Consider the following 20,436-nt stretch of genomic DNA (forward strand, 5'->3'; position numbering starts at 1 on the left):
TCAGTTGCGGTGAGCGCAAGGCCGATCACGGGCGGCCAAACAAGCGCCGGGGAGTTTGTACTCTTTGCGGCGCAGGGTCCGGATCATAGCACCGGGGGTGCGGCAAAACCACGCAACAACTGTGTGGGATAGAGGTTCCAGAGCGTTTTGGAATATTCATCAAGCGCTGATCAATTGATAGGCCACGCTGAACATCATCACTGCCACCAACAGGTCCAGCAGACGCCAGGTGGCAGGGCGTGCCAGCCAGGGTGCCAGCCACGCCGCGCCGAGCGCCAGGGTGGAGAACCACAGCAACGAAGCGCTGGCGGCACCGGCCACATAGGCGCCGGGCTCGGTTTGTTGGGCGCCGAGTGAGCCAATCAGCAACACGGTGTCCAGGTACACGTGAGGGTTGAGCAGCGTGACGGCCAACGCGCTCAGCAGCACCGCACGCAGTGAGCGCACCTTGAGATTATCCGCCTGGTCCAGGCTCTGTTTCGAACAGGCCCGGCGCAGTGCGCACGTCCCGTACCAGAGCAGAAACGCCGCGCCACCCCAACGTGCGACCGCCAGCAGCACCGGGCTTTGCGCCAGCACCGTCGCCAAACCGAACACCCCGGCAGCCACCAGCAGTGCATCGCACACCACGCACAGCGCCGCCACGGGCAAATGATGTTCACGGCGCAGGCTTTGCGCCAATACAAAAGCATTCTGGGTGCCGATGGCCATGATCAGGCCGAGGGCTACCAGCAGACCGTTCAGATAACTCTGCCACATAGGATTTACTCCGCGTCCGCTGCCAGTTGTTGCAACACCTGTAGGGCGCGCTGGGCATCGGCACGGCCAACGAACAGGTGATCGTGGTAATAGCCGGCAATCACGTTGCAACTGATGCCGGCGTTGCCCAGTGCACTGGCGACCGCGGCGGTCAGGCCCACGGCGTCCAGGGCCGAGTGCACATTCAAGGTGATCCACGCGGCGACATAGTCAAACGCCAGCCCGGCCTGTTGCGCGTGCTGGCGTTCGAGGATCAGCGTCAGGCCTTCCTGCTCGCGGAAACTGCCGATCACCTCGCAACCGGCAGGAATTCGGTGATCGGGCAGGGTGCAGAACACATAGTCACCGTCGTTGAGATGGGGGCTCATGCTGCGCAGCAGGGTTGCCAGAGCGGTTTCGCCAGCCATGGGAGATTCCTTATAAAGAGAAGCGATGCTGGCTATTCTCGTGAGGCAGGCTGTATAAGAAAAACAAATATTGCTGATCGCTCATTAGAGAAACTGATGTTCGACTATAAATTGCTTTCCGCGCTGGCGGCGGTGGTGGAACAAGCGGGCTTCGAGCGTGCCGCTCAAGTCCTGGGCCTTTCGCAATCGGCGATCTCCCAGCGCATCAAGTTGCTGGAAGCGCGTATCGGCCAGCCGGTACTGGTGCGCGCCACGCCGCCGACGCCCACCGATATCGGCCGGCGTCTGCTCAACCACGTGCAACAGGTGCGCCTGCTGGAACGTGACCTGCAAAGCCAGGTGCCGGCGCTGGACGACGAAGGCATGCCTGAGCGCCTGCGCATCGCGTTGAACGCCGACAGCCTTGCCACTTGGTGGGCCGAGGCTGTCAGCGGTTTTTGCGCCGAGCAGCATCTGCTGCTGGACCTGGTTGTAGAGGACCAGACCGTGGGCCTCAAGCGCATGCGCGCCGGGGAGGTGGCGGCCTGTATCTGCGCCAGCGAGCGCCCGGTGGCGGGCGCGCGCAGCCTCTTGCTGGGGGCCATGCGCTATCGCGCGTTGGCCAGTCCGGCCTTTATTGCCCGGCACTTTGCGCACGGCGTGCGCGCGGACCAACTGGCGCGTACGCCGGCCTTGGTCTTCGGTCCGGATGATTTCCTGCAACACCGCTACCTGGCATCCCTCGGTGTGGACGGCGGGTTCGAGCACCATTTATGCCCATCCTCCGAAGGTTTTATCCGCCTGACGGAAGCGGGGCTGGGCTGGGGGCTGGTGCCGGAATTGCAGGTACGTGACCAACTGGAAAAGGGCCTATTGGTCGAGTTATTGCCAGATAAGCCCATCGATGTGCCGTTGTACTGGCATCATTGGCGCAGTGGCGGGCAACTGCTGGGCTTGTTGACCGACCACCTGGCCCAGGCGTGTGGCCAATGGTTGGTGCCGTTGGAGTGATGGCGCGCGTCAAGGCAACAGCGATGAAAAATGAAAGAACACGGGGTAATACATGAAGATTCTGGTCACCGGCGCAAGCGGCTTCATTGGCGGGCGCTTTGCGCGTTTCGCTTTGGAGCAGGGCCTGGACGTACGGGTCAACGGGCGACGCGCCGAAGGTGTGGAACACCTGGTCAGGCGCGGCGCCGAGTTTATCCAGGGTGATTTGAATGACGCCGAGCTGGTGCGTGACCTGTGCCGCGATGTCGAAGCCGTGGTGCATTGCGCGGGCGCCGTTGGGCTGTGGGGGCGTTACCAGGACTTCCACCAAGGCAATGTGCTCGTTACCGAGAACGTCGTCGAAGCCTGCCTCAAGCAGCGCGTCGGCCGGTTGGTCCACCTGTCGTCACCGTCGATCTACTTTGATGGCCGCGATCATCTGGGCGTGACCGAAGAACAAGTTCCCAAGCGTTTCAAGCACCCCTATGCCGCCACCAAATACCTGGCCGAGCAGAAGGTGTTCGGCGCCCAGGAGTTTGGCCTCGAGGTACTGGCCTTGCGCCCGCGCTTCGTGACGGGCGCGGGTGACATGAGTATCTTCCCGCGGTTGCTGAAAATGCAGCGCAAGAACCGCCTGGCGATCGTCGGCGACGGGCTGAACAAGGTCGACTTCACCAGCGTGCACAACCTCAACGAGGCGCTGCTCAGCAGTCTGCTTGCCCCCGGCTCGGCACTCGGCAAGGCCTACAACATCAGCAACGGTGCGCCAGTGCCGGTGTGGGATGTGGTGAACTACGTGATGCGCCAGATGGAAATGCCGCAGGTGACGCGGTATCGGTCCTACGGCCTTTCCTACAGCGTGGCGGCACTTAACGAAGCGTTCTGCGCGATGTGGCCGGGGCGGCCGGAACCCGCGTTGTCTCGCCTGGGCATGCAAGTCATGAACAAAGATTTCACCCTCGACATCAGCCGTGCCAGGCATTATCTGGACTATGAGCCCAAGGTCAGCCTGTGGACCGCCCTCGACGAGTTCTGCAGTTGGTGGAAAGCCCAGGCGCCGGGGATCCAGTAAGCACACAACAGGCAACACTTCGGGAACCGATTTCGGCGTTCCGGGTCGATCAGTGCGCCGGGATCACGGTTTATACTCCCGTCGCTCGCCATTTCACCGATTCAGGGTTGATTCATGCGCAACGATGCTAAAGACGACTTCGACAACGTTCCCAGCCTGCGGGCCGATGTCGGGGATGATGATGATTTCGAGCCTTCTCCCGCCACCTCGGTGCGGTCACGCACAACCAAGGTGGTCAAGGTCAAGAGCGCCAGCACCGGCCCATTGTGGGCCTTGATCGGCGCGTTGCTGATCGCCTTTGCGGGCCTGGCCTGGTGGAGCTTCCAGCAGATCTCCTTGATGGGCCAGCAGTTGGTTGCCACCCAGGAAAGCTTTGCGCGCATCAGCGAAGAAGCGGCGGGGCGCCTGCAGGATATTTCCGGCAAGGTGGTGGCCAGTGAAGCCAGCGTCAACAATGGCAGCGAGGCGCTGAAACTGCAGATCAAGCAACTTGAAAGCCAGTTGCTGGAGCAGGGTAAACAGCAAGTCGGCGTGGCCGGCCAGGCGACCGAGTTGGATAAGCGCCTGGCGCAAATGACGGCCAGCACCACTGAGCTGTCCAACGCCAACAGCAAGCTGCAAGGCCAGGTCCAGGCCCTGACCGATGCTGTGGCAACGCTCAAGGCGGCGCAAGGTGATGCGAGCAAGCGCGATAGCGAAATCAAGGAGCTTTCCGCTGACGTGGCGGCCTTGAAGAAACAGGGCAACCCCAGTGCGGCCATCGCCCGTATCGAGCAGGATCTGGTAGTGCTCAAAAGCGCGCAGGATAACCAGCCGGTCAACAGCGATGCGCCCACCAATAAAGAGTTTGATGTGTTCCGCATCCAGACCACGCGCAATATCACCACGTTGCAGAGCCAAGTGCAGACGCTCAACCAGCAACTCAACGCGCCGGCGAAGATCACGCCCCTCGGCCAATAAGAGTGTAATGGCAAATGTCACCACTCGGTGACATTTCCCTTCCCCTTCGTTACTTGCCCCCACCGTGCCCTTGTTTAGACTCCGTTCATCCCACAAAAAATAATAAGGGCCACCCATGACCACGCAACCACTGCCTGCCAGCAGTTGGCTGAACGCGCCTGCCCATCACGCCTGGCTCGCCGCCGAAGGCCAGCGTCTGCTGGCATTTGCCAAGGCTTCTCGACTGCCCGACGGCTTCGGCAACCTGAACGATAAAGGCCAATTGCCGGCCGATGCTCGCGCCGAAACCATGAATACCGCCCGCATGACCCACAGCTTCGCCATGGCCCACGCCATGGGGTTGCCCGGTTATGCCGAGCTGGTTGAACACGGGGTTGCCTGCCTCAACGGCCCATTACGCGATGCTGAGCATGGCGGCTGGTTCGCCGCGCCCCACGCCCTCGATGGTAACCGTGGCAAGGCCGCTTACCTGCACGCCTTTGTCGCCCTGGCCGCCAGCTCTGCGGTTGTGGCCGGCGCTCCCGGCGCGCGCACCCTGCTGAACGACGCCATCCCTATCATCGACCAGTTTTTCTGGAGCGAGGAGGAGGGCGTGATGCTCGAGTCGTTTGCCCAGGACTGGAGCGGCGTCGAGGCCTACCGCGGCGCCAACAGCAACATGCACGCCACCGAGGCCTTCCTCGCCCTCGCCGATGTGACCGGCGATACGCGCTGGCTGGATCGCGCGCTGCGGATCGTCGAGCGTGTGATCCACACCTACGCCGCCGGTAACCAGTTCATGGTGATCGAGCATTTCGACGTTCATTGGCAACCTTTGCTCGGCTACAACGAAGACAACCCCGCCGATGGCTTTCGTCCCTATGGCATTACCCCCGGCCACGGCTTCGAGTGGGCGCGGCTGGTGCTGCACCTGGAGGCGGCGCGCCTGCAAGCCGGGCTCGTCACACCTGAATGGTTGGTGACTGACGCCAAGGGCTTGTTCGCCAGTGCCTGTGAATACGCCTGGGCAGTGGATGGCGCCCCCGGCATCGTCTACACGCTGGACTGGAACCATCGCCCAGTGGTGCGTGAACGCCTGCACTGGACCCATGCCGAAGCCAGCGCCGCTGCCCAGGCGTTGCTCAAGCGCACGGGCGAGTTGCATTACGAAACCTGGTACCGGCGTTTCTGGGAGTTTTGCGAGGCCCACTTTATCGACCGTCTCCACGGCAGTTGGCACCACGAACTCAGCCCGCACAACCAACCCAGCAGCAACATCTGGGGCGGCAAGCCAGACCTGTACCATGCTTGGCAAGCGGTCGTGCTGCCTGCACTGCCCTTGGCACCGAGTATGGCCAGTGCCATCGGGGCTGGGCTTTATGTCACCAGTTGGTGACATTTGTGCATCCCTTTGTTACCTGCGCCTCAAAAATCCATGTTTAAACTCCGTGCAGCGCAAGCTTAAGACTTGCATGCATAACAACAAGAAAAGGTACTCAGATGAACGCGATTAATCGCCTCGCCGTCGCTATTTCCATTGCCTCGTTGTTTCCCCTCAGTGCATTTGCCGCCGACTCGAAAGGGACGGTTGAAGTTGTGCATTGGTGGACCTCGGGTGGTGAGAAGGCGGCTGTAGATGTCCTGAAGGCCCAAGTTGAGAAAGACGGCTTCACCTGGAAAGACGGTGCCGTCGCAGGTGGCGGTGGCGCCACGGCCATGACCGTGCTGAAAAGCCGCGCGGTCGCCGGCAACCCGCCAGGTGTTGCCCAGATCAAAGGCCCCGACATCCAGGAATGGGCGTCTACCGGCCTGCTCGACACCGACGTGCTCAAAGACGTCGCCAAAGAAGAAAAGTGGGACTCCCTGCTCGACAAGAAAGTCTCCGATACCGTGAAGTACGACGGTGACTACGTCGCCGTACCGGTCAACATCCACCGCGTGAACTGGCTGTGGATCAACCCGGAAGTCTTCAAGAAAGCCGGTATCACCAAGAACCCGACCACCCTCGAAGAATTCTACGCCGCGGGCGACAAGCTGAAGAAAGCCGGCTTCATCGCGCTCGCCCACGGTGGCCAGCCGTGGCAGGACAGCACGGTGTTCGAAGCCGTCGTCCTGTCGGTGATGGGCGCAGAGGGTTACAAAAAAGCCCTGGTCGACCTGGATAACGGCGCGCTGACCGGTCCGGAAATGGTCAAGGCCCTGACTGAACTGAAAAAAGTCGCGACCTACATGGACGTCGACGGCAAAGGCCAGGACTGGAACCTCGAAGCGGGCAAGGTTATCAACGGCAAGGCCGGCATGCAGATCATGGGTGACTGGGCCAAGTCCGAATGGACGGCCGCCAAGAAAGTCGCCGGTAAAGACTACGAGTGCGTAGCCTTCCCAGGCACCGACAAAGCCTTCACCTACAACATCGACTCCCTGGCGGTGTTCAAGCAGAAAGACAAAGGCACGGCTGCGGGTCAGCAGGACATTGCCAAGGTCGTGCTGGGTGAAAACTTCCAGAAAGTCTTCAGCATCAACAAAGGCTCGATCCCGGTTCGTACCGACATGCTCAATGAAATGGACAAGCTCGGCTTTGACTCTTGTGCCCAGACTGCCGCCAAGGACTTCCTGGCAGACGCCAAGACCGGCGGCCTGCAGCCAAGCATGGCGCACAACATGGCCACCACCCTGGCTGTGCAAGGTGCGTTCTTTGATGTCGTGACCAACTACATCAACGACCCGAAAGCCGACCCGGCCGACACCGCCAAGAAACTCGGCGCTGCGATCAAGTCTGCCAAGTAACACCTTTTGTAGGAGTCGGGTTGCTGTGGCGAGGGAGCTTGCTCCCGCTGGGGTGCGAAGCACCCCCAAAGGCGGAGCGCCTTCGCCACAACACACTGGCTCCGACAGGCTGTAGTCCTTTTTCCCTGTACTGGATTTTCCCATGAGTTCTGTTGCTGTGTTCAGCAAAGCCTCGCCGTTCGATGCACTGCAGCGCTGGCTACCCAAACTGGTGCTGGCGCCCAGCATGTTCATCGTGTTGGTGGGCTTTTACGGCTACATCCTGTGGACGTTTGTACTGTCGTTCACCACATCGACGTTCCTGCCGAGTTACAAATGGGCAGGGCTTGCACAGTACGAGCGCCTGTTCGACAACGATCGCTGGTGGGTCGCGAGCAAAAACCTGGCCTTGTTCGGCGGGATGTTTATCGGTATCACCTTGGTCATCGGCGTGACACTGGCGATCTTCCTCGACCAGAAAATCCGTCGTGAAGGCTTTATCCGCACCATTTACCTGTACCCGATGGCGCTCTCCATGATCGTCACCGGTACCGCCTGGAAATGGCTGCTCAACCCGGGCATGGGCCTGGACAAACTCCTGCGTGACTGGGGCTGGGAAGGCTTCCGTCTCGACTGGCTGATCGACCCGGACCGCGTGGTCTACTGCCTGGTGATCGCCGCCGTCTGGCAAGCCTCGGGCTTCATCATGGCGATGTTCCTCGCCGGCCTGCGTGGCGTTGATCAATCGATCATCCGTGCCGCACAGATCGACGGTGCGAGCCTGCCGCGCATCTACTGGAGCGTGGTGCTGCCAAGCCTGCGTCCGGTGTTCTTCAGTGCGGTGATGATCCTGGCGCACATTGCGATCAAGAGCTTCGACCTGGTGGCGGCGATGACGGCCGGCGGCCCGGGCTACTCGTCCGACCTGCCAGCGATGTTCATGTACTCGTTCACCTTCAGCCGTGGCCAGATGGGCATGGGCTCGGCCAGTGCAATCCTGATGCTCGGTGCGATCCTCGCGATCATCGTGCCTTACCTCTATTCCGAGCTGAGGACCAAACGTAATGACTAGTCTCGCCTCCAAACCTGCCATCAGCCTGAGTCGCATCGCGATCTACGCGGTGCTGATCCTCGCCGTGCTGCTGTACCTGGTGCCGCTGGTGGTGATGCTGCTGACCAGCTTCAAGACCCCGGAAGACATCAGCACCGGCAACCTGCTGAGCTGGCCGACCGTGGTCTCCGGCATCGGCTGGGTCAAGGCCTGGGCCACCGTGGATGGCTACTTCTGGAACTCGATCAAGATCACCGTTCCCGCTGTGCTGATCTCCACCGCCATCGGTGCGTTGAACGGTTATGTGCTGTCGTTCTGGCGCTTCCGTGGTTCGCAGCTGTTCTTCGGTTTGCTGCTGTTCGGCTGCTTCCTGCCGTTCCAGACCGTACTGCTGCCGGCGTCGTTCACCCTCGGCAAGATGGGCCTGGCCAGCACCACCACCGGCCTGGTGTTTGTGCACGTGGTCTACGGCCTGGCGTTCACCACGCTGTTCTTCCGTAACTACTACGTGAGCATTCCGGATGCGCTGATCAAGGCGGCACGCCTGGACGGCGCCGGTTTCTTCACCATCTTCCGTCAGATCATTCTGCCGATGTCCACTCCGATCATCATGGTCTGCCTGATCTGGCAGTTCACCCAGATCTGGAACGACTTCCTGTTCGGTGTGGTGTTCTCCAGCGGCGACTCCCAGCCCATCACGGTGGCGCTGAACAACCTGGTCAACACCAGCACCGGGGCCAAGGAATATAACGTGGATATGGCGGCGGCGATGATCGCCGGGCTGCCGACCCTGCTGGTCTATGTGATCGCAGGCAAGTATTTCGTGCGCGGCCTCACGGCCGGCGCGGTCAAGGGGTAATCATGGCTACGCTTGAACTTCGCAATGTAAACAAGACCTATGGCGCCGGCCTGCCCGACACCTTGAAGAACATCGAACTGTCGATCAAGGAAGGCGAGTTCCTGATCCTGGTCGGCCCTTCGGGGTGCGGCAAATCCACGCTGATGAACTGCATCGCCGGCCTGGAAACCATCACCGGCGGCGCGATCATGATCGGCGACCAAGACGTGAGTGGCATGAGCCCCAAGGACCGTGACATCGCCATGGTGTTCCAGTCCTACGCGCTGTACCCGACCATGAGCGTGCGCCAGAACATCGAGTTCGGCCTCAAGATCCGCAAGATGGCCCAGGCGGACATCGACGCCGAAGTGGCGCGCGTGGCCAAGCTGCTGCAGATCGAACACCTGCTCAACCGCAAGCCGGGTCAACTGTCCGGTGGCCAGCAACAGCGTGTGGCCATGGGCCGGGCCCTGGCGCGCCGGCCGAAGATCTACCTGTTCGACGAGCCGCTGTCCAACCTCGACGCCAAGCTGCGCGTCGAGATGCGCACCGAAATGAAACTGATGCACCAGCGCCTCAAGACCACCACGGTCTACGTGACCCACGACCAGATCGAAGCGATGACCCTGGGCGACAAAGTGGCGGTGATGAAGGACGGCATCATCCAACAATTCGGCACGCCGAAAGAAATTTACAACGACCCGGCCAACCTGTTTGTGGCAAGCTTTATCGGTTCACCACCAATGAACTTCGTTCCTATGCGCCTAAAACGCAAGGAAGGTCGTTTGGTCGCGCTGCTCGACAGCGGCCAGGCCCGTTGCGAATTGCCGCTAGGCATGAACGACGCAGGCCTGGAGGACCGTGATGTGATTCTGGGCCTGCGCCCGGAGCAGATCGTGTTGGCGGCGGGTGAGGGCAACGGTTCGTCGAGCATTCGCGCTGAAGTCCAGGTCACCGAACCGACCGGTCCGGACACCCTGGTGTTCGTGCAGCTCAATGACACCAAGGTCTGCTGCCGTTTGGCGCCGGATGTGGCGCCCCAGGTCGGCGAGACCCTGACCCTGCAATTTGATCCGGCCAAGGTATTGCTGTTCGACGCCAACACTGGCGAACGCCTAGGCACTGCTTCTTCATTGCCCGCACAGGGGCATGCCGACAACGTGGCCCAATTCAAAGGCCGCTGAAGCAGCTAAGTTGTTGTTTTAAATAAAAAAGTAACCCGCGTTAGATAAAAACAGTTTAATAACAATAAAGACGAGGATGTAGGGATGAAAAAGCAACACAACAACACTCGGCTGATCTGCCAAATGTCAGCTGCAGCAGCCCTGGTTTTGTCCGCCAATGCGATGGCGGCCGATGCATTCAGTGCCGACTCCAAGTGGATGACCGGCGATTGGGGTGGTGAGCGTACCAAGCTGATCGAGCAAGGTATCGACATCAAGGCTGACTACGTAGGGGAAATGGGCGCCAACCTGCGCGGCGGCTACAACGACGACAGGACCGGCCGTTACTCTGACCAGTTCGGTCTGGGCGTAGCACTGGACCTGCAAAAGCTGTGGGGCTGGGATAACACCCAGGCCAAGATCCAGTTTACCAACCGTAATGGCCAGAACATCTCCAACGACCGCATTGGCGACCCGCGTGCCGGCACGCTGAGTTCCTCCATGGAAGTCTACGGCCGTGGCCACATGGTGCGTCTGACCCAGTTCTGGATCCAGCACCAGATGTTCGACAACAAGTTGGACGTGAAACTCGGTTACTTCGGTGAAGGCGAAGACTTCAACACCTTCCCATGCGACTTCCAGAACCTGTCGTTCTGCGGCTCGCAGGTCGGTAACTATGTGAACACCTGGTACAACTGGCCCGTCAGCCAAGCCGCGATCCGCGTGAAATACAACATCACGCCTGAGCTGTATGCGCAAATCGGTGCGTACAACCAGAACCCATCGCAGCTCGAGCACGGCAATGGCTTCAAGCTCAGCGGCAGCGGCACCAAAGGTACCGTGATTCCGGTGGAATTGGTCTGGTCGCCGAAGGTTAATAACCTGCCGGGCGAATACCGTGTGGGTTACTACAAAAGTGCCGCCGATGCCGCTGACGTACGTGAAGACGTGAACGGCAACGATGCCGCCACCACGCGTGCTGCATACCGTACCCGCAGCAGCAAGAAAGGCTACTGGTTCGTTGCCCAACAACAACTCACCACGCACAACGGCGACGCTTCGCGTGGCCTGAACATCGCGGCTAACGCGACCTTCCACGACAAAGAAACCAACCTGGTCGATAACTACCAGTCGTTGATGCTGGTGTACAAAGGCCCATTCGATGCGCGTCCAAAAGACGACGTGGGTATTGGTGCCGCACGTCTGCACGTCAACGACGACGTGAAGAAAAACGCCGAACTGCTCAACGTCGCCAATGGCGTGAACGACTACGACAACGCGCTGTTCTCGCCGATCCGCGAAACCGAGTACAACTTCGAAATCAACTACGGCTTCCACGTCACCAACTGGCTGACCGTGCGTCCCAACCTGCAATACGTCGTCCAACCGGGCGGCGTGGATAAAGTCGACAACGCGCTGGTGGCGGGCCTGAAAATTCAGTCTACGTTCTAACGCTGTTGCGATAAGCTCCTTCTCTCTGTGCGCATTTTGCGGGTAGCCATGGCTATCCGCTTTTTTTTGGGTTGCATTGTGAAGATATTCAGGACCGTGGCACATGCATGAGCAACCGCTGCAACGCTTTTTCAAATCCCTGCGCGAGCGTCCTGTGTTCGCCTGGGAGCGCTTCCAGATGCGCGACGTGCTGGTGATCGACCACCCGCTGTGCCAGGCGGTGTTCAGTCGCCAGGGCGCGCAACTGTTGCATTTCCAGCCCCGTGGCCAAAAACCCTGGCTGTGGTGTGCAGCCAAGTGGCCGCAAGTTGGCGCCATCCGTGGTGGCGTACCGGTGTGCTGGCCGTGGTATGGCCGCCATCCGAGTGAGAATGCCTGGCCGTCCCATGGCTGGGCGCGCTTGATCGACTGGAAACTGCTCGACAGCAGCACCGACGATGACGGCGTGCGCCTCCACTGGCAATTGCAGCTGTGCGACTGGCAGGTCGACCTCCACGCGCACTTGGGCGACACCCTGGAATTGCGCCTGAGCACCGAGCATCAGGACGAGCTGCCGTGCCAGTTGAGCCATGCGTTGCACGCTTACTGGCGTATTGGTCACGTTGACGAGGTAGCGCTGTCTGGGCTCGACGGTGCACAAGGTTACGACCAGCTCAATCGCCAGGTTTGCCAGCAGGAAGGCGAGCTGCGGGTGGAGGGCGGGTGCCAGCGGGTGTTCCATCACGAAGGCGAATTGCAACTCAAGGACCACGCCTGGCAGCGTGAACTGTGCATCGACACCGGCGACAGCGCCGACACGGTGGTGTGGCACCCAGGCAGTCGGCCGTTGTTAGGCGTGAGCTTCAACGAGGCGTCGGGGTTTGTGTGCGTGGAGTCGGCGATGGCGGGGGCGAGTTTGGCGCCGGGGGAGCGGGCGCATCTGAGTTTGCAGGCGCGGGCTGGGGTTTAGCGGTGTGGTTGATGGCCTCATCGGGGGCAAGCCCCCTCCCACACTTGAAGGTATTCACAAATTAAACTGTGGGAGGGGGCTTGCCCCCGATGAGGCCAGTGAAACCAACACACAGCCTGGCTCAGTTGAACTCGTCGCCCACCGGGTACCGGCTGTCATTCAAGCTCTCTTTGATCTTGCGCAAATGCGGCTGGAAATCCACGCCACGGCGCAAGGTCATGCCGGTTGCCAGCACATCCAGCACCGTCAATTGGATGATCCGCGAGGTCATCGGCATATAGATGTCGGTGTCTTCCGGCAGCGGAATGTTCAGGCTCACGGTACTGGCCTTGGCCAGCGGTGAGTTCTCGGCCGTCACGCCCAGCACTGACGCGCCGTTTTCCCGCGCGATACGCGCCACTTCCACCAGCTCACGGGTACGCCCGGTGTAGGAAATGATCACGAACAACTCGCCCGTGTGCGCCACCGACGCGATCATGCGCTGCATCAGCACGTCCGCGTGCGCGGTCACGGCCAGGTTGAAGCGGAAAAACTTGTGCAGCGCATCCATGGCCACCGGGGCCGAAGCGCCCAGGCCGAAGAAGTGGATTTGCCGTGCCTGGATCAACAGGTCCACGGCCTTGCTGATCAGCGCCGGGTCCAGGGCCTGGCAGGCGCTGTCCAGGGACGCAATGGCGCTGCCAAAGATCTTCTGGGTGTAGGCCTCAGGGTTATCATCGGCCTCCACGGCGCGGCTGACATACGCGGCGCCGCTGGCCAGGCTTTGCGCCAGTTGCAATTTAAGTTCAGGGTAACCGCTCACGCCGAACGAACGGCAGAAACGGTTGACCGTCGGTTCACTGACCGAGGCAGCCTGGGCGAGGGCGGCAATGGAGAAGCGGGTCGCCTGCTGCGGGTTGAGCAGGATGACCTCGGCGACTTTTTTCTCGGCCTTGTTCAATTCTTCGAGGCGGTTCCGGATCTGTTCCAGAAGATTTCGCACGCGGTCCATTCAGTCTTTCCTTCGGGCGACGATGCAAATTAGGGTGGTAACCAATCGATAAGTGGTCTTTTGCGGTGGCCTATCCTACTGAGGGTAGCTGAACACCACCACTCGGAATGCGTATTTCGGGAAAATGTTGTGGTTATTACTACATTTTTCCTTGAGTGATGCCTTGAAAAAAGGTATTTGTAGCTTAACTTGATAAAAGAACAAACATCATGCCTTCGATAACCGTAGAACCCTGCACCTTTGCCCTGTTTGGCGCCTTGGGTGATCTGGCGCTGCGCAAGTTATTTCCTGCCCTCTACCAACTTGATGGCGCGGGGCTCCTGCACGACGACACGCGCATCCTGGCCCTGGCCCGTGAAGCCGGTTCCGAGCAGCAGCACCTGGCGCACATCGAACAAGCACTGCGCAAATACGTCGGCAAGGAACTGGACGAAACCATCGCCCAGCGTTTCCTGGCGCGCCTGACCTATGTTCACGTCGACTTCATGAAAGCCGATGACTACGTGGCCCTGGCGGAAATCGCCGGCACTGCGCAGCGCCTGATCGCCTACTTCGCCACCCCGGCGGCGGTGTACGGAGCGATCTGCGAGAACCTGTCCAAGGTCGGCCTGGCGGAAAACACCCGCGTGGTGCTGGAAAAACCCATCGGTTCGGACCTGGAGTCCTCGCGCAAGGTCAACGATGCCGTGGCGCAGTTTTTCCCGGAGAACCGCACCTACCGCATCGACCACTACCTAGGCAAAGAGACCGTCCAGAACCTGATCGCCCTGCGTTTCGCCAACAGCCTGTTCGAAACCCAGTGGAACCAGAACTACATCTCCCACGTGGAAATCACCGTGGCCGAGCAGGTCGGTATCGAAGGCCGTTGGGGCTATTTCGACAAGGCCGGCCAGCTGCGTGACATGATCCAGAACCACCTGCTGCAACTGCTTTGCCTGATCGCCATGGACCCGCCGGCCGACCTGTCCGCCGACAGCATCCGCGACGAGAAGGTCAAAGTGCTCAAGGCCCTGGCGCCGATCAGCCCGGATGGCCTGACCACCCAAGTGGTACGCGGCCAGTACATCGCCGGCTACAGCGCCGGCAAGCCGGTGCCGGGTTACCTGGAAGAAGAGAACTCCAACACCCAGAGCGACACCGAGACCTTCGTCGCCCTGCGTGCCGATATCCGCAACTGGCGATGGGCCGGGGTGCCGTTCTACCTGCGCACCGGCAAGCGTATGCCGCAAAAGCTGTCGCAGATCGTCATCCACTTCAAGGAACCGTCCCACTACATCTTCGCCCCCGAGCAGCGCCTGCAGATCAGCAACAAACTGATCATCCGCCTGCAGCCGGACGAAGGTATTTCCTTGCGCGTGATGACCAAGGAGCAGGGCCTGGACAAGGGCATGCAACTGCGCAGCGGCCCGCTGCAACTGAATTTTTCCGACACCTACCGCAGCGCCCGTATCCCGGATGCCTACGAGCGGTTGTTGCTGGAAGTGATGCGCGGCAATCAGAACCTGTTTGTTCGCAAAGATGAAATCGAAGCCGCGTGGAAGTGGTGTGACCAGTTGATTGCCGGGTGGAAAAAGTCCGGTGATGCGCCCAAGCCGTACGCGGCGGGTTCCTGGGGGCCGATGAGCTCGATTGCACTGATCACGCGGGATGGGAGGTCGTGGTATGGCGATATCTGAATTGAAACTGCCTCAGGGTGTGACGGCCCATGAGTTCCGTACGCCTGCCTTGTTGGCGGACGGCCTGGCTAATGACGTGGCCGAACAACTGCGTGAGGCCATCAGTGCCCGTGGCGAAGCGACGCTGGTCGTCTCCGGCGGCCGTAGCCCCGTCGCGTTTTTCCAGAACCTGGCCAAGCAAGGCCTGGACTGGTCCAAGGTCACCGTTACCCTGGCTGATGAGCGCTGGGTACCGGTGGAGCACGCGGACAGCAACGCCGGTTTGCTCAAAGCAAACCTGTTGCAAGGCCCGGCGGCTAAAGCCAAGTTCCTCAGCCTCTACAGCGCTGCGGCCAACCTTGAAGAGGCCGCCGAACAGGCCGATCGCCTGCTGGCCGAGCTGCCCGCCATTGATGTGCTGGTATTGGGCATGGGCGATGACGGCCACACCGCTTCGCTGTTTCCCAACAGTCCGAACCTCGCTGAAGCACTGCAGGCCGACGGTACCCGCCGTTGCTGGCCGATGCTGGCGCCGACCGTGCCGCACCAGCGCCTGACCATGAGTCGCGCGTTGCTGGCCACGGCGAACTACACCGTGCTGTCGATTTCCGGCAGTTCGAAGTTGACCACCTTGAGCGCCGCGCTGGCCAGCAACGACGTTGCTGCCATGCCGATTCGCGCGTTTTTGCAACCCACATTAGAGATTTACTGGTGCCCATGAGCCAAGGATCAGCCGCTATGAAAAGCCCTCAACCGACCGTGTCCATGGCGGATAAAGTTGCCCTGATCGACAGCCTCTGCGCCAAGGCGCGGATCCTGCCGGTGATCACCATCGCCCGCGAACAGGACATCCTGCCGCTGGCCGATGCCCTGGCAGCCGGTGGTTTGACCGCATTGGAAGTGACCCTGCGTTCCGAGTTCGGCCTCAAGGCCATTCAGGTGCTGCGTGAGCAACGTCCTGAACTGTGCACCGGTGCCGGCACCGTACTCGACCGTCACATGCTCGAAGCGGCCGAAGTGGCCGGTTCGCAATTCATCGTCACCCCTGGCATTACCCGCGACTTGCTGGAAGCCTCGGTGCACAGCCCGATCCCGCTGCTGCCGGGCATCAGCAATGCCTCGGGCATCATGGAAGGCTATGGCCTGGGCTACCGCCGCTTCAAGCTGTTCCCGGCCGAAGTCAGCGGCGGCGTCGCGGCCATCAAGGCCCTGGGCGGCCCGTTCGGCGAAGTGAAGTTCTGCCCAACCGGCGGCGTGGGCCCGGCCAACATCAAAAACTACATGGCGTTGAAAAACGTGATGTGCGTGGGAGGTAGCTGGATGCTGGACCCGGAGTGGGTCAAGAACGGCGACTGGGCCCGCATCCAGGAAGTCACCGCACAGGCGCTGGCGCTGCTGGATTGAGCTGATTTACCGAATCGTTGTTGCTGTGCTTAACGGCATTTTTGCGGCGCACTTGGTCGGTGTGCCGCTTTTTTTTGCCTGTAGAAAACTTGAATTCAACGCCGCTCCCACATTTTTAGTCTGCGTTCAGTTGGGTAATCGCGTTCACCAACACGCTGATGTCCGCAGCTGAAGTCACTAGCCCCGGCGTTACCCGGATACACGTGCCAAATGCTGCACCGACACGCGTGGTAGTAAACAAGTCAAAGTCCCTGAGCAACCGATCCACCATCACCTGCTGGTCCCTTCCGACAAACTTGAACGCCGTAATCCCGCAATACAACCTGGGATCATCCGGCGTCAGCACTTCAATCCCCGGCAAAGCCCGCACTTGGTTCACCCACAAATCCCGCAGGTAATTAACCCGCGCACCCTTGGCCGCCGAGCCACCCAACTTCCGGTGCTCTTCAAACACCAATGGCAGTGTCATCAGCGCCGGAAAGTTCGGCGTGCTGTAGGACGTGCGTGCGCGTACGTCGGTAGCCGGGTAGTGAAACTCGCCCATGTCCGGGTCGATATCGGCCAGGCGCTCCGGGGCGATGTACAGAAAGCCCAGGGTCAGCGGCGCGCCGATCCATTTGTGCAGGTTGAAACCGGCAAACTGAATGCCTAACTCGGCGAGGTTGAACTCGATTTGGCCCAGGGCATGGGCGCCATCGAGGATCACGTCGATATCATGCTCGCGCGCCGCCTGGGCAATCGCGGCAACGGGCATGACCAGCCCGGTGCGGTGGGTAACGTGGGTCAGCGCCATCAACTTGAGGCGCGGGTACTGAGTGAACGCGTCACGATAGGTTTGCACGAGGCTGTCGAAACTGGCCGGGTGAGTGTGGGACAGTTCGATCACCTCCACGCCACGGTAACGCGCCAACCAGCGCATGGCCCCCTTGACCGTGTCGTACTCCAGTTCGCTGATCAGCACCTGGTCACCCGGTTGCAGGCAGTTGTAGTTGCGGATCAGTGATTGCAAGGCTTCGGTGGCGTTACGGGTAAACGCCAGCGATTCGGGATCAGCCTCCATCAGCTCGCCGAGTTGTCGACGAATCTCCACATTCTCACCCTGCTCGAACGTCTGACGCACATACAGCGAGTTACTGCGGTTGATAAACGCAACCTGCTCCAGATAGTGCGTTTGCACCGCGTGGCTCATGCGGCCGAAATAGCCGTTTTCCAGATTGATCGGGCCGGGATCCAGCGCATAGCGCTGCGCGACGGCCTGCCAGTGACGTTCGTTGTCTGCATTCCGTGGCATAGGTGGCTCTTAATGACGAGGGGCGGGCTTGCCGTGTTTGGCGCGCAGGGGTTCAAGCAGTTCAGACAAACCGTTGCTGTCGATTTCCTGCATCAATGCCAGCAAACCGCCGAGTTCACCGTGGGGGAAACCCTCGCGGGCGAACCAGTTCAGGTAAGGGCCGGGCAGGTCGGCGATGATCCGTCCCTTGTATTTGCCGAAGGGCATTTCGCGGGTGATCAGCAGTTCGAGTTTTTCCGGGTTCATGAGCTTCAGGCGGTAGAGGCGAGGTCTTCGAAAATACAGGCATTCTGCATGAAGGCCAAATGACAGATCATGCAAATAACGTACATACAGATGGTTCAATAATTCGTAAGCTATTGATAATTAATAGAAAAGTTGTTTGTCAAAACCTGGCACGGGCGCTGCAATTACTAAGACACGTTTCTAAACCCGCACAAGGAATTGAAAAATGACTGACATCAACAAAGAATCGATCTCCGTACTCAACGACCTGATCGAGACCAGCAAAGACGGCCAGAAAGGCTTCGCGACTTGTGCTGAAGACATCAAGCATCCAGAGCTCAAAGCCCTGTTTGTGAAACGTTCTGCTGACTGTGCTACTGCGGCTGCCGAGCTGCAGACCGCTGTTCGTGCTCTGGGTGGCGATCCGGAAGAGTCCGGCAGCGTGGCCGGCGCCCTGCACCGTGGCTGGGTCGACGTGAAGTCGATGGTCACCGGTAAAGATGAAGAGGCCGTGCTGAACGAAGCCGAGCGCGGTGAAGACCACGCCCTGAAGGCTTACAAGGAAGCGATCGAGAAGATCAACAAGCACAACCTGCTGGGCATTCGTGACCTGGTTGAGCGTCAGTTCCACGGCGCACAACGCAACCACGACCAAGTAAAAGCCCTGCGTAACCAGGCTCGCGCCCAGTCGTAAGCCCTGTGCTGTAAATGCTGTAAGAAATGTGGGAGGGGGCTTGCCCCCGATTGCGGAGTGTCAATCACTGCATCTTGTGACTGATCTACCGCTATCGGGGGCAAGCCCCCTCCCACATTCGTATTGCATAAGTTTTAGCCAATGCTGATCGGCGGCAACTCGGTCAGGGTCACGACTTGCTGCTTACGCGGCGCCAGAATTTCCGCCTCGCCGTCCACCACCAACTCATCGCGCTGGTTGAATACACGGGTGGCAATGCGCACGCGGAACTTCGGCAGTTTTTCGAGGATCTCCAGGCGCACCGTCAGCGTGTCGCCGATCTTCACCGGCTTCTGGAAGGTCATCTGCTGGCCGATATAGATCGTGCCCGGCCCAGGCAGCTCACAGGCCACCGCCGCACTGATCAGGGCGCCGCTGAACATGCCGTGGGCGATACGCTCCTTGAACATGGTCGCCTTGGCGTATTCGGCATCCAAATGCACCGGGTTGTGGTCACCGGACATCGCGGCGAACAACTGGATATCGCGCTCTTCCACCAATTTGCTGTAGCTGGCGGTCTGGCCGACTTCGAGGGCTTCGTACGGGGTGTTGGTTACCTGGGTCATCTAAAGGTGCATCCTGTGGCTAATCGGTAATTTAACTGTTTGATTTTAAGTGAAAATTCATTCGCAGCGGGCGGGCCTGTGCAAGGTCAGGGCCTGGTCGAGCCACGTCAGCACATCCGCGGTGACGTCATCGCGGTTGGTCTCATTGAACACTTCGTGACGCGCCTGCGGGTAAATCGTCAATTGCAGGTGCTGGCAGCCGGCTTCACGCAGGGCGTGGGCCAGGTGTTTGAGACGCTTGCCCTCACTCACCGGATCACATTCGCCGCCCATCACCAGGATCGGCAGGCCGGGATCGATCTGCGCGAGATTGGACGCTTTGCTGATTTGCTGCAAGCCGCCGAGCAGGTCGATCCACAGCTGATTGGTGCAGCGGAACCCACACAGCGGGTCGTTGATGTACCTGTCGACTTCCGCCGGGTCGCGGCTGAGCCAGTCGAAAGCGGTGCGATTGGGTTTGAACGCCTTGTTGAACGATCCAAACGACAGGAACTCGATCAGCGCACTGCGCCCGCGCAAGCCCTGGCGCAGGCGCTCGGCCCGTGCGATCACCCGCGCGGCGCGGTACAGCGCCACCGGCTGGAAATTCGAACCGCTGAGGATCGCCCCGGTCAGGCTGGCGCTGTGGTGCACCAAGTAGGCCTGGGCGATGTAACTGCCCATGCTGTGCCCAAGCAGAATGATCGGTAACCCCGGCTGCTGCTGGCCGATATGCTGGTTGAGGCTGGCCAGGTCGCCCACCACCTTGTTCCAGCCGTCCTTCTCTGCGTACAGACCCAACGTGCCTTCATCGGCGGTACGGCCGTGGCCACGCTGGTCCAGCGCGTAAAGGCCGTAGCCGGCACCGCACAAGGCTTCGGCCAAGCGTGCGTAGCGCCCGCTGTGCTCGGCCATCCCATGGGAGAGCATCACCAGGGCCTTGGGCGGACCGTCGGGCATCCATTGATTGACGTACAGGCGGCAGCGGTCATTCGCGGTCAGCCAGAAGGTGCTGTGGTTCATGGCGGTTCCTTTTCTCAAGGTCTGCTCAAGGTCTGGTCTGCTCAGGTTCGTTCCAGTGTATAGCTCATCCCGAGGGAAGCGTCTGATCAGTGCAGGGCCTTGTAGGAAGATTCACACAGTTAATGACGCTCTTTCCTGTATTTGCCTGTTTGGCCATAGCTGCTAACGTCCCCTGAGCTCCGCTTTTTATAGATGTAGAGGTTT

The 20,436-nt window shown here is 60.2% G+C and carries 21 protein-coding genes; 14 read left to right on the forward strand and 7 right to left on the reverse strand.

Annotation, left to right across the window (positions count from 1 at the left end; genetic code table 11):
- Window positions 1-159: 159 nt before the first annotated feature.
- Window positions 160-759, reverse strand: a complete 600-nt coding sequence (locus AC3ZU9_RS21780; RefSeq protein ID WP_015885562.1) for a LysE/ArgO family amino acid transporter — start codon at window positions 757-759, stop codon at window positions 160-162.
- Between the two features lie 5 nt (window positions 760-764).
- Complete coding sequence (locus AC3ZU9_RS21785) at window positions 765-1,166, reverse strand: ACT domain-containing protein (protein WP_015885561.1); 402 nt, start codon at window positions 1,164-1,166, stop codon at window positions 765-767.
- Window positions 1,167-1,262: 96 nt separating this feature from the next.
- Between AC3ZU9_RS21785 and AC3ZU9_RS21790 the strand changes: the two genes are divergently transcribed.
- From AC3ZU9_RS21790 to AC3ZU9_RS21835, 10 genes are all read left to right on the forward strand, one after another.
- Window positions 1,263-2,156 (forward strand): LysR family transcriptional regulator ArgP, encoded by an 894-nt coding sequence (locus AC3ZU9_RS21790; RefSeq protein WP_015885560.1) that lies wholly within the window; start codon window positions 1,263-1,265, stop codon window positions 2,154-2,156.
- A 52-nt stretch (window positions 2,157-2,208) separates the two neighbouring features.
- Entirely contained in the window at window positions 2,209-3,207 is a 999-nt protein-coding gene (locus tag AC3ZU9_RS21795; RefSeq protein WP_490091303.1) for an NAD-dependent epimerase/dehydratase family protein, read from the forward strand.
- A gap of 114 nt (window positions 3,208-3,321) precedes the next feature.
- Window positions 3,322-4,167 (forward strand): ATPase, encoded by an 846-nt coding sequence (locus AC3ZU9_RS21800; RefSeq protein WP_102061310.1) that lies wholly within the window; start codon window positions 3,322-3,324, stop codon window positions 4,165-4,167.
- 115 nt (window positions 4,168-4,282) lie between these two features.
- Window positions 4,283-5,542 (forward strand): D-mannose isomerase, encoded by a 1,260-nt coding sequence (locus AC3ZU9_RS21805; protein WP_490091304.1) that lies wholly within the window; start codon window positions 4,283-4,285, stop codon window positions 5,540-5,542.
- Window positions 5,543-5,646: 104 nt separating this feature from the next.
- Window positions 5,647-6,933, forward strand: a complete 1,287-nt coding sequence (locus AC3ZU9_RS21810) for an ABC transporter substrate-binding protein (RefSeq protein WP_046035482.1) — start codon at window positions 5,647-5,649, stop codon at window positions 6,931-6,933.
- 142 nt (window positions 6,934-7,075) lie between these two features.
- On the forward strand, window positions 7,076-7,984 hold the full coding sequence (locus AC3ZU9_RS21815; protein ID WP_003175732.1) for a carbohydrate ABC transporter permease: 909 nt from the start codon (window positions 7,076-7,078) through the stop codon (window positions 7,982-7,984).
- Window positions 7,977-8,822, forward strand: coding sequence for a carbohydrate ABC transporter permease (locus AC3ZU9_RS21820; protein WP_015885553.1), 846 nt, complete (start codon window positions 7,977-7,979; stop codon window positions 8,820-8,822). The genes AC3ZU9_RS21815 and AC3ZU9_RS21820 overlap by 8 nt, the downstream gene beginning before the upstream one ends.
- Before the next feature lie 2 nt (window positions 8,823-8,824).
- Window positions 8,825-9,985: an ABC transporter ATP-binding protein gene (locus tag AC3ZU9_RS21825; protein WP_015885552.1), complete on the forward strand. Its 1,161-nt coding sequence runs from the start codon at window positions 8,825-8,827 to the stop codon at window positions 9,983-9,985.
- Between the two features lie 84 nt (window positions 9,986-10,069).
- Window positions 10,070-11,416: a carbohydrate porin gene (locus AC3ZU9_RS21830; protein ID WP_102061307.1), complete on the forward strand. Its 1,347-nt coding sequence runs from the start codon at window positions 10,070-10,072 to the stop codon at window positions 11,414-11,416.
- 103 nt (window positions 11,417-11,519) lie between these two features.
- Window positions 11,520-12,365, forward strand: a complete 846-nt coding sequence (locus tag AC3ZU9_RS21835; RefSeq protein WP_046035480.1) for a D-hexose-6-phosphate mutarotase — start codon at window positions 11,520-11,522, stop codon at window positions 12,363-12,365.
- Window positions 12,366-12,486: 121 nt separating this feature from the next.
- Here AC3ZU9_RS21835 and AC3ZU9_RS21840 read toward each other — a convergent pair whose 3' ends face one another.
- Window positions 12,487-13,347, reverse strand: coding sequence for a MurR/RpiR family transcriptional regulator (locus AC3ZU9_RS21840; RefSeq protein WP_170039859.1), 861 nt, complete (start codon window positions 13,345-13,347; stop codon window positions 12,487-12,489).
- Window positions 13,348-13,565: 218 nt separating this feature from the next.
- Between AC3ZU9_RS21840 and zwf the strand changes: the two genes are divergently transcribed.
- From zwf to AC3ZU9_RS21855, 3 genes are read left to right on the forward strand one after another with little or no spacing between them, the layout of a single operon-like run.
- Entirely contained in the window at window positions 13,566-15,032 is a 1,467-nt protein-coding gene (zwf, locus tag AC3ZU9_RS21845; RefSeq protein ID WP_015885549.1) for a glucose-6-phosphate dehydrogenase, read from the forward strand.
- A complete protein-coding gene (gene pgl / locus AC3ZU9_RS21850) occupies window positions 15,019-15,732 on the forward strand; it encodes a 6-phosphogluconolactonase (RefSeq protein WP_093543163.1) in 714 nt (237 codons plus the stop codon). The genes zwf and pgl overlap by 14 nt, the downstream gene beginning before the upstream one ends.
- A gap of 17 nt (window positions 15,733-15,749) precedes the next feature.
- Complete coding sequence (locus AC3ZU9_RS21855; protein WP_026013852.1) at window positions 15,750-16,415, forward strand: bifunctional 4-hydroxy-2-oxoglutarate aldolase/2-dehydro-3-deoxy-phosphogluconate aldolase; 666 nt, start codon at window positions 15,750-15,752, stop codon at window positions 16,413-16,415.
- A gap of 115 nt (window positions 16,416-16,530) precedes the next feature.
- Here AC3ZU9_RS21855 and AC3ZU9_RS21860 read toward each other — a convergent pair whose 3' ends face one another.
- Together AC3ZU9_RS21860 and AC3ZU9_RS21865 are read right to left on the reverse strand one after the other, a co-directional pair.
- Entirely contained in the window at window positions 16,531-17,706 is a 1,176-nt protein-coding gene (locus tag AC3ZU9_RS21860) for an aminotransferase class V-fold PLP-dependent enzyme (RefSeq protein WP_490091305.1), read from the reverse strand.
- Window positions 17,707-17,715: 9 nt separating this feature from the next.
- Entirely contained in the window at window positions 17,716-17,952 is a 237-nt protein-coding gene (locus tag AC3ZU9_RS21865; protein ID WP_010208204.1) for a DUF3820 family protein, read from the reverse strand.
- Window positions 17,953-18,157: 205 nt separating this feature from the next.
- Between AC3ZU9_RS21865 and AC3ZU9_RS21870 the strand changes: the two genes are divergently transcribed.
- On the forward strand, window positions 18,158-18,625 hold the full coding sequence (locus AC3ZU9_RS21870; RefSeq protein ID WP_015885545.1) for a ferritin-like domain-containing protein: 468 nt from the start codon (window positions 18,158-18,160) through the stop codon (window positions 18,623-18,625).
- A gap of 134 nt (window positions 18,626-18,759) precedes the next feature.
- Here AC3ZU9_RS21870 and AC3ZU9_RS21875 read toward each other — a convergent pair whose 3' ends face one another.
- Both AC3ZU9_RS21875 and AC3ZU9_RS21880 read right to left on the reverse strand, forming a co-directional pair.
- The gene (locus AC3ZU9_RS21875; RefSeq protein WP_015885544.1) at window positions 18,760-19,230 is read right to left on the reverse strand and encodes a MaoC family dehydratase; all 471 of its coding nucleotides are present in this window, start codon (window positions 19,228-19,230) and stop codon (window positions 18,760-18,762) included.
- Window positions 19,231-19,287: 57 nt separating this feature from the next.
- Window positions 19,288-20,232: an alpha/beta hydrolase gene (locus tag AC3ZU9_RS21880; protein ID WP_015885543.1), complete on the reverse strand. Its 945-nt coding sequence runs from the start codon at window positions 20,230-20,232 to the stop codon at window positions 19,288-19,290.
- Window positions 20,233-20,436 lie beyond the last annotated feature (204 nt).

This window comes from Pseudomonas sp. A39 (assembly GCF_058145955.1).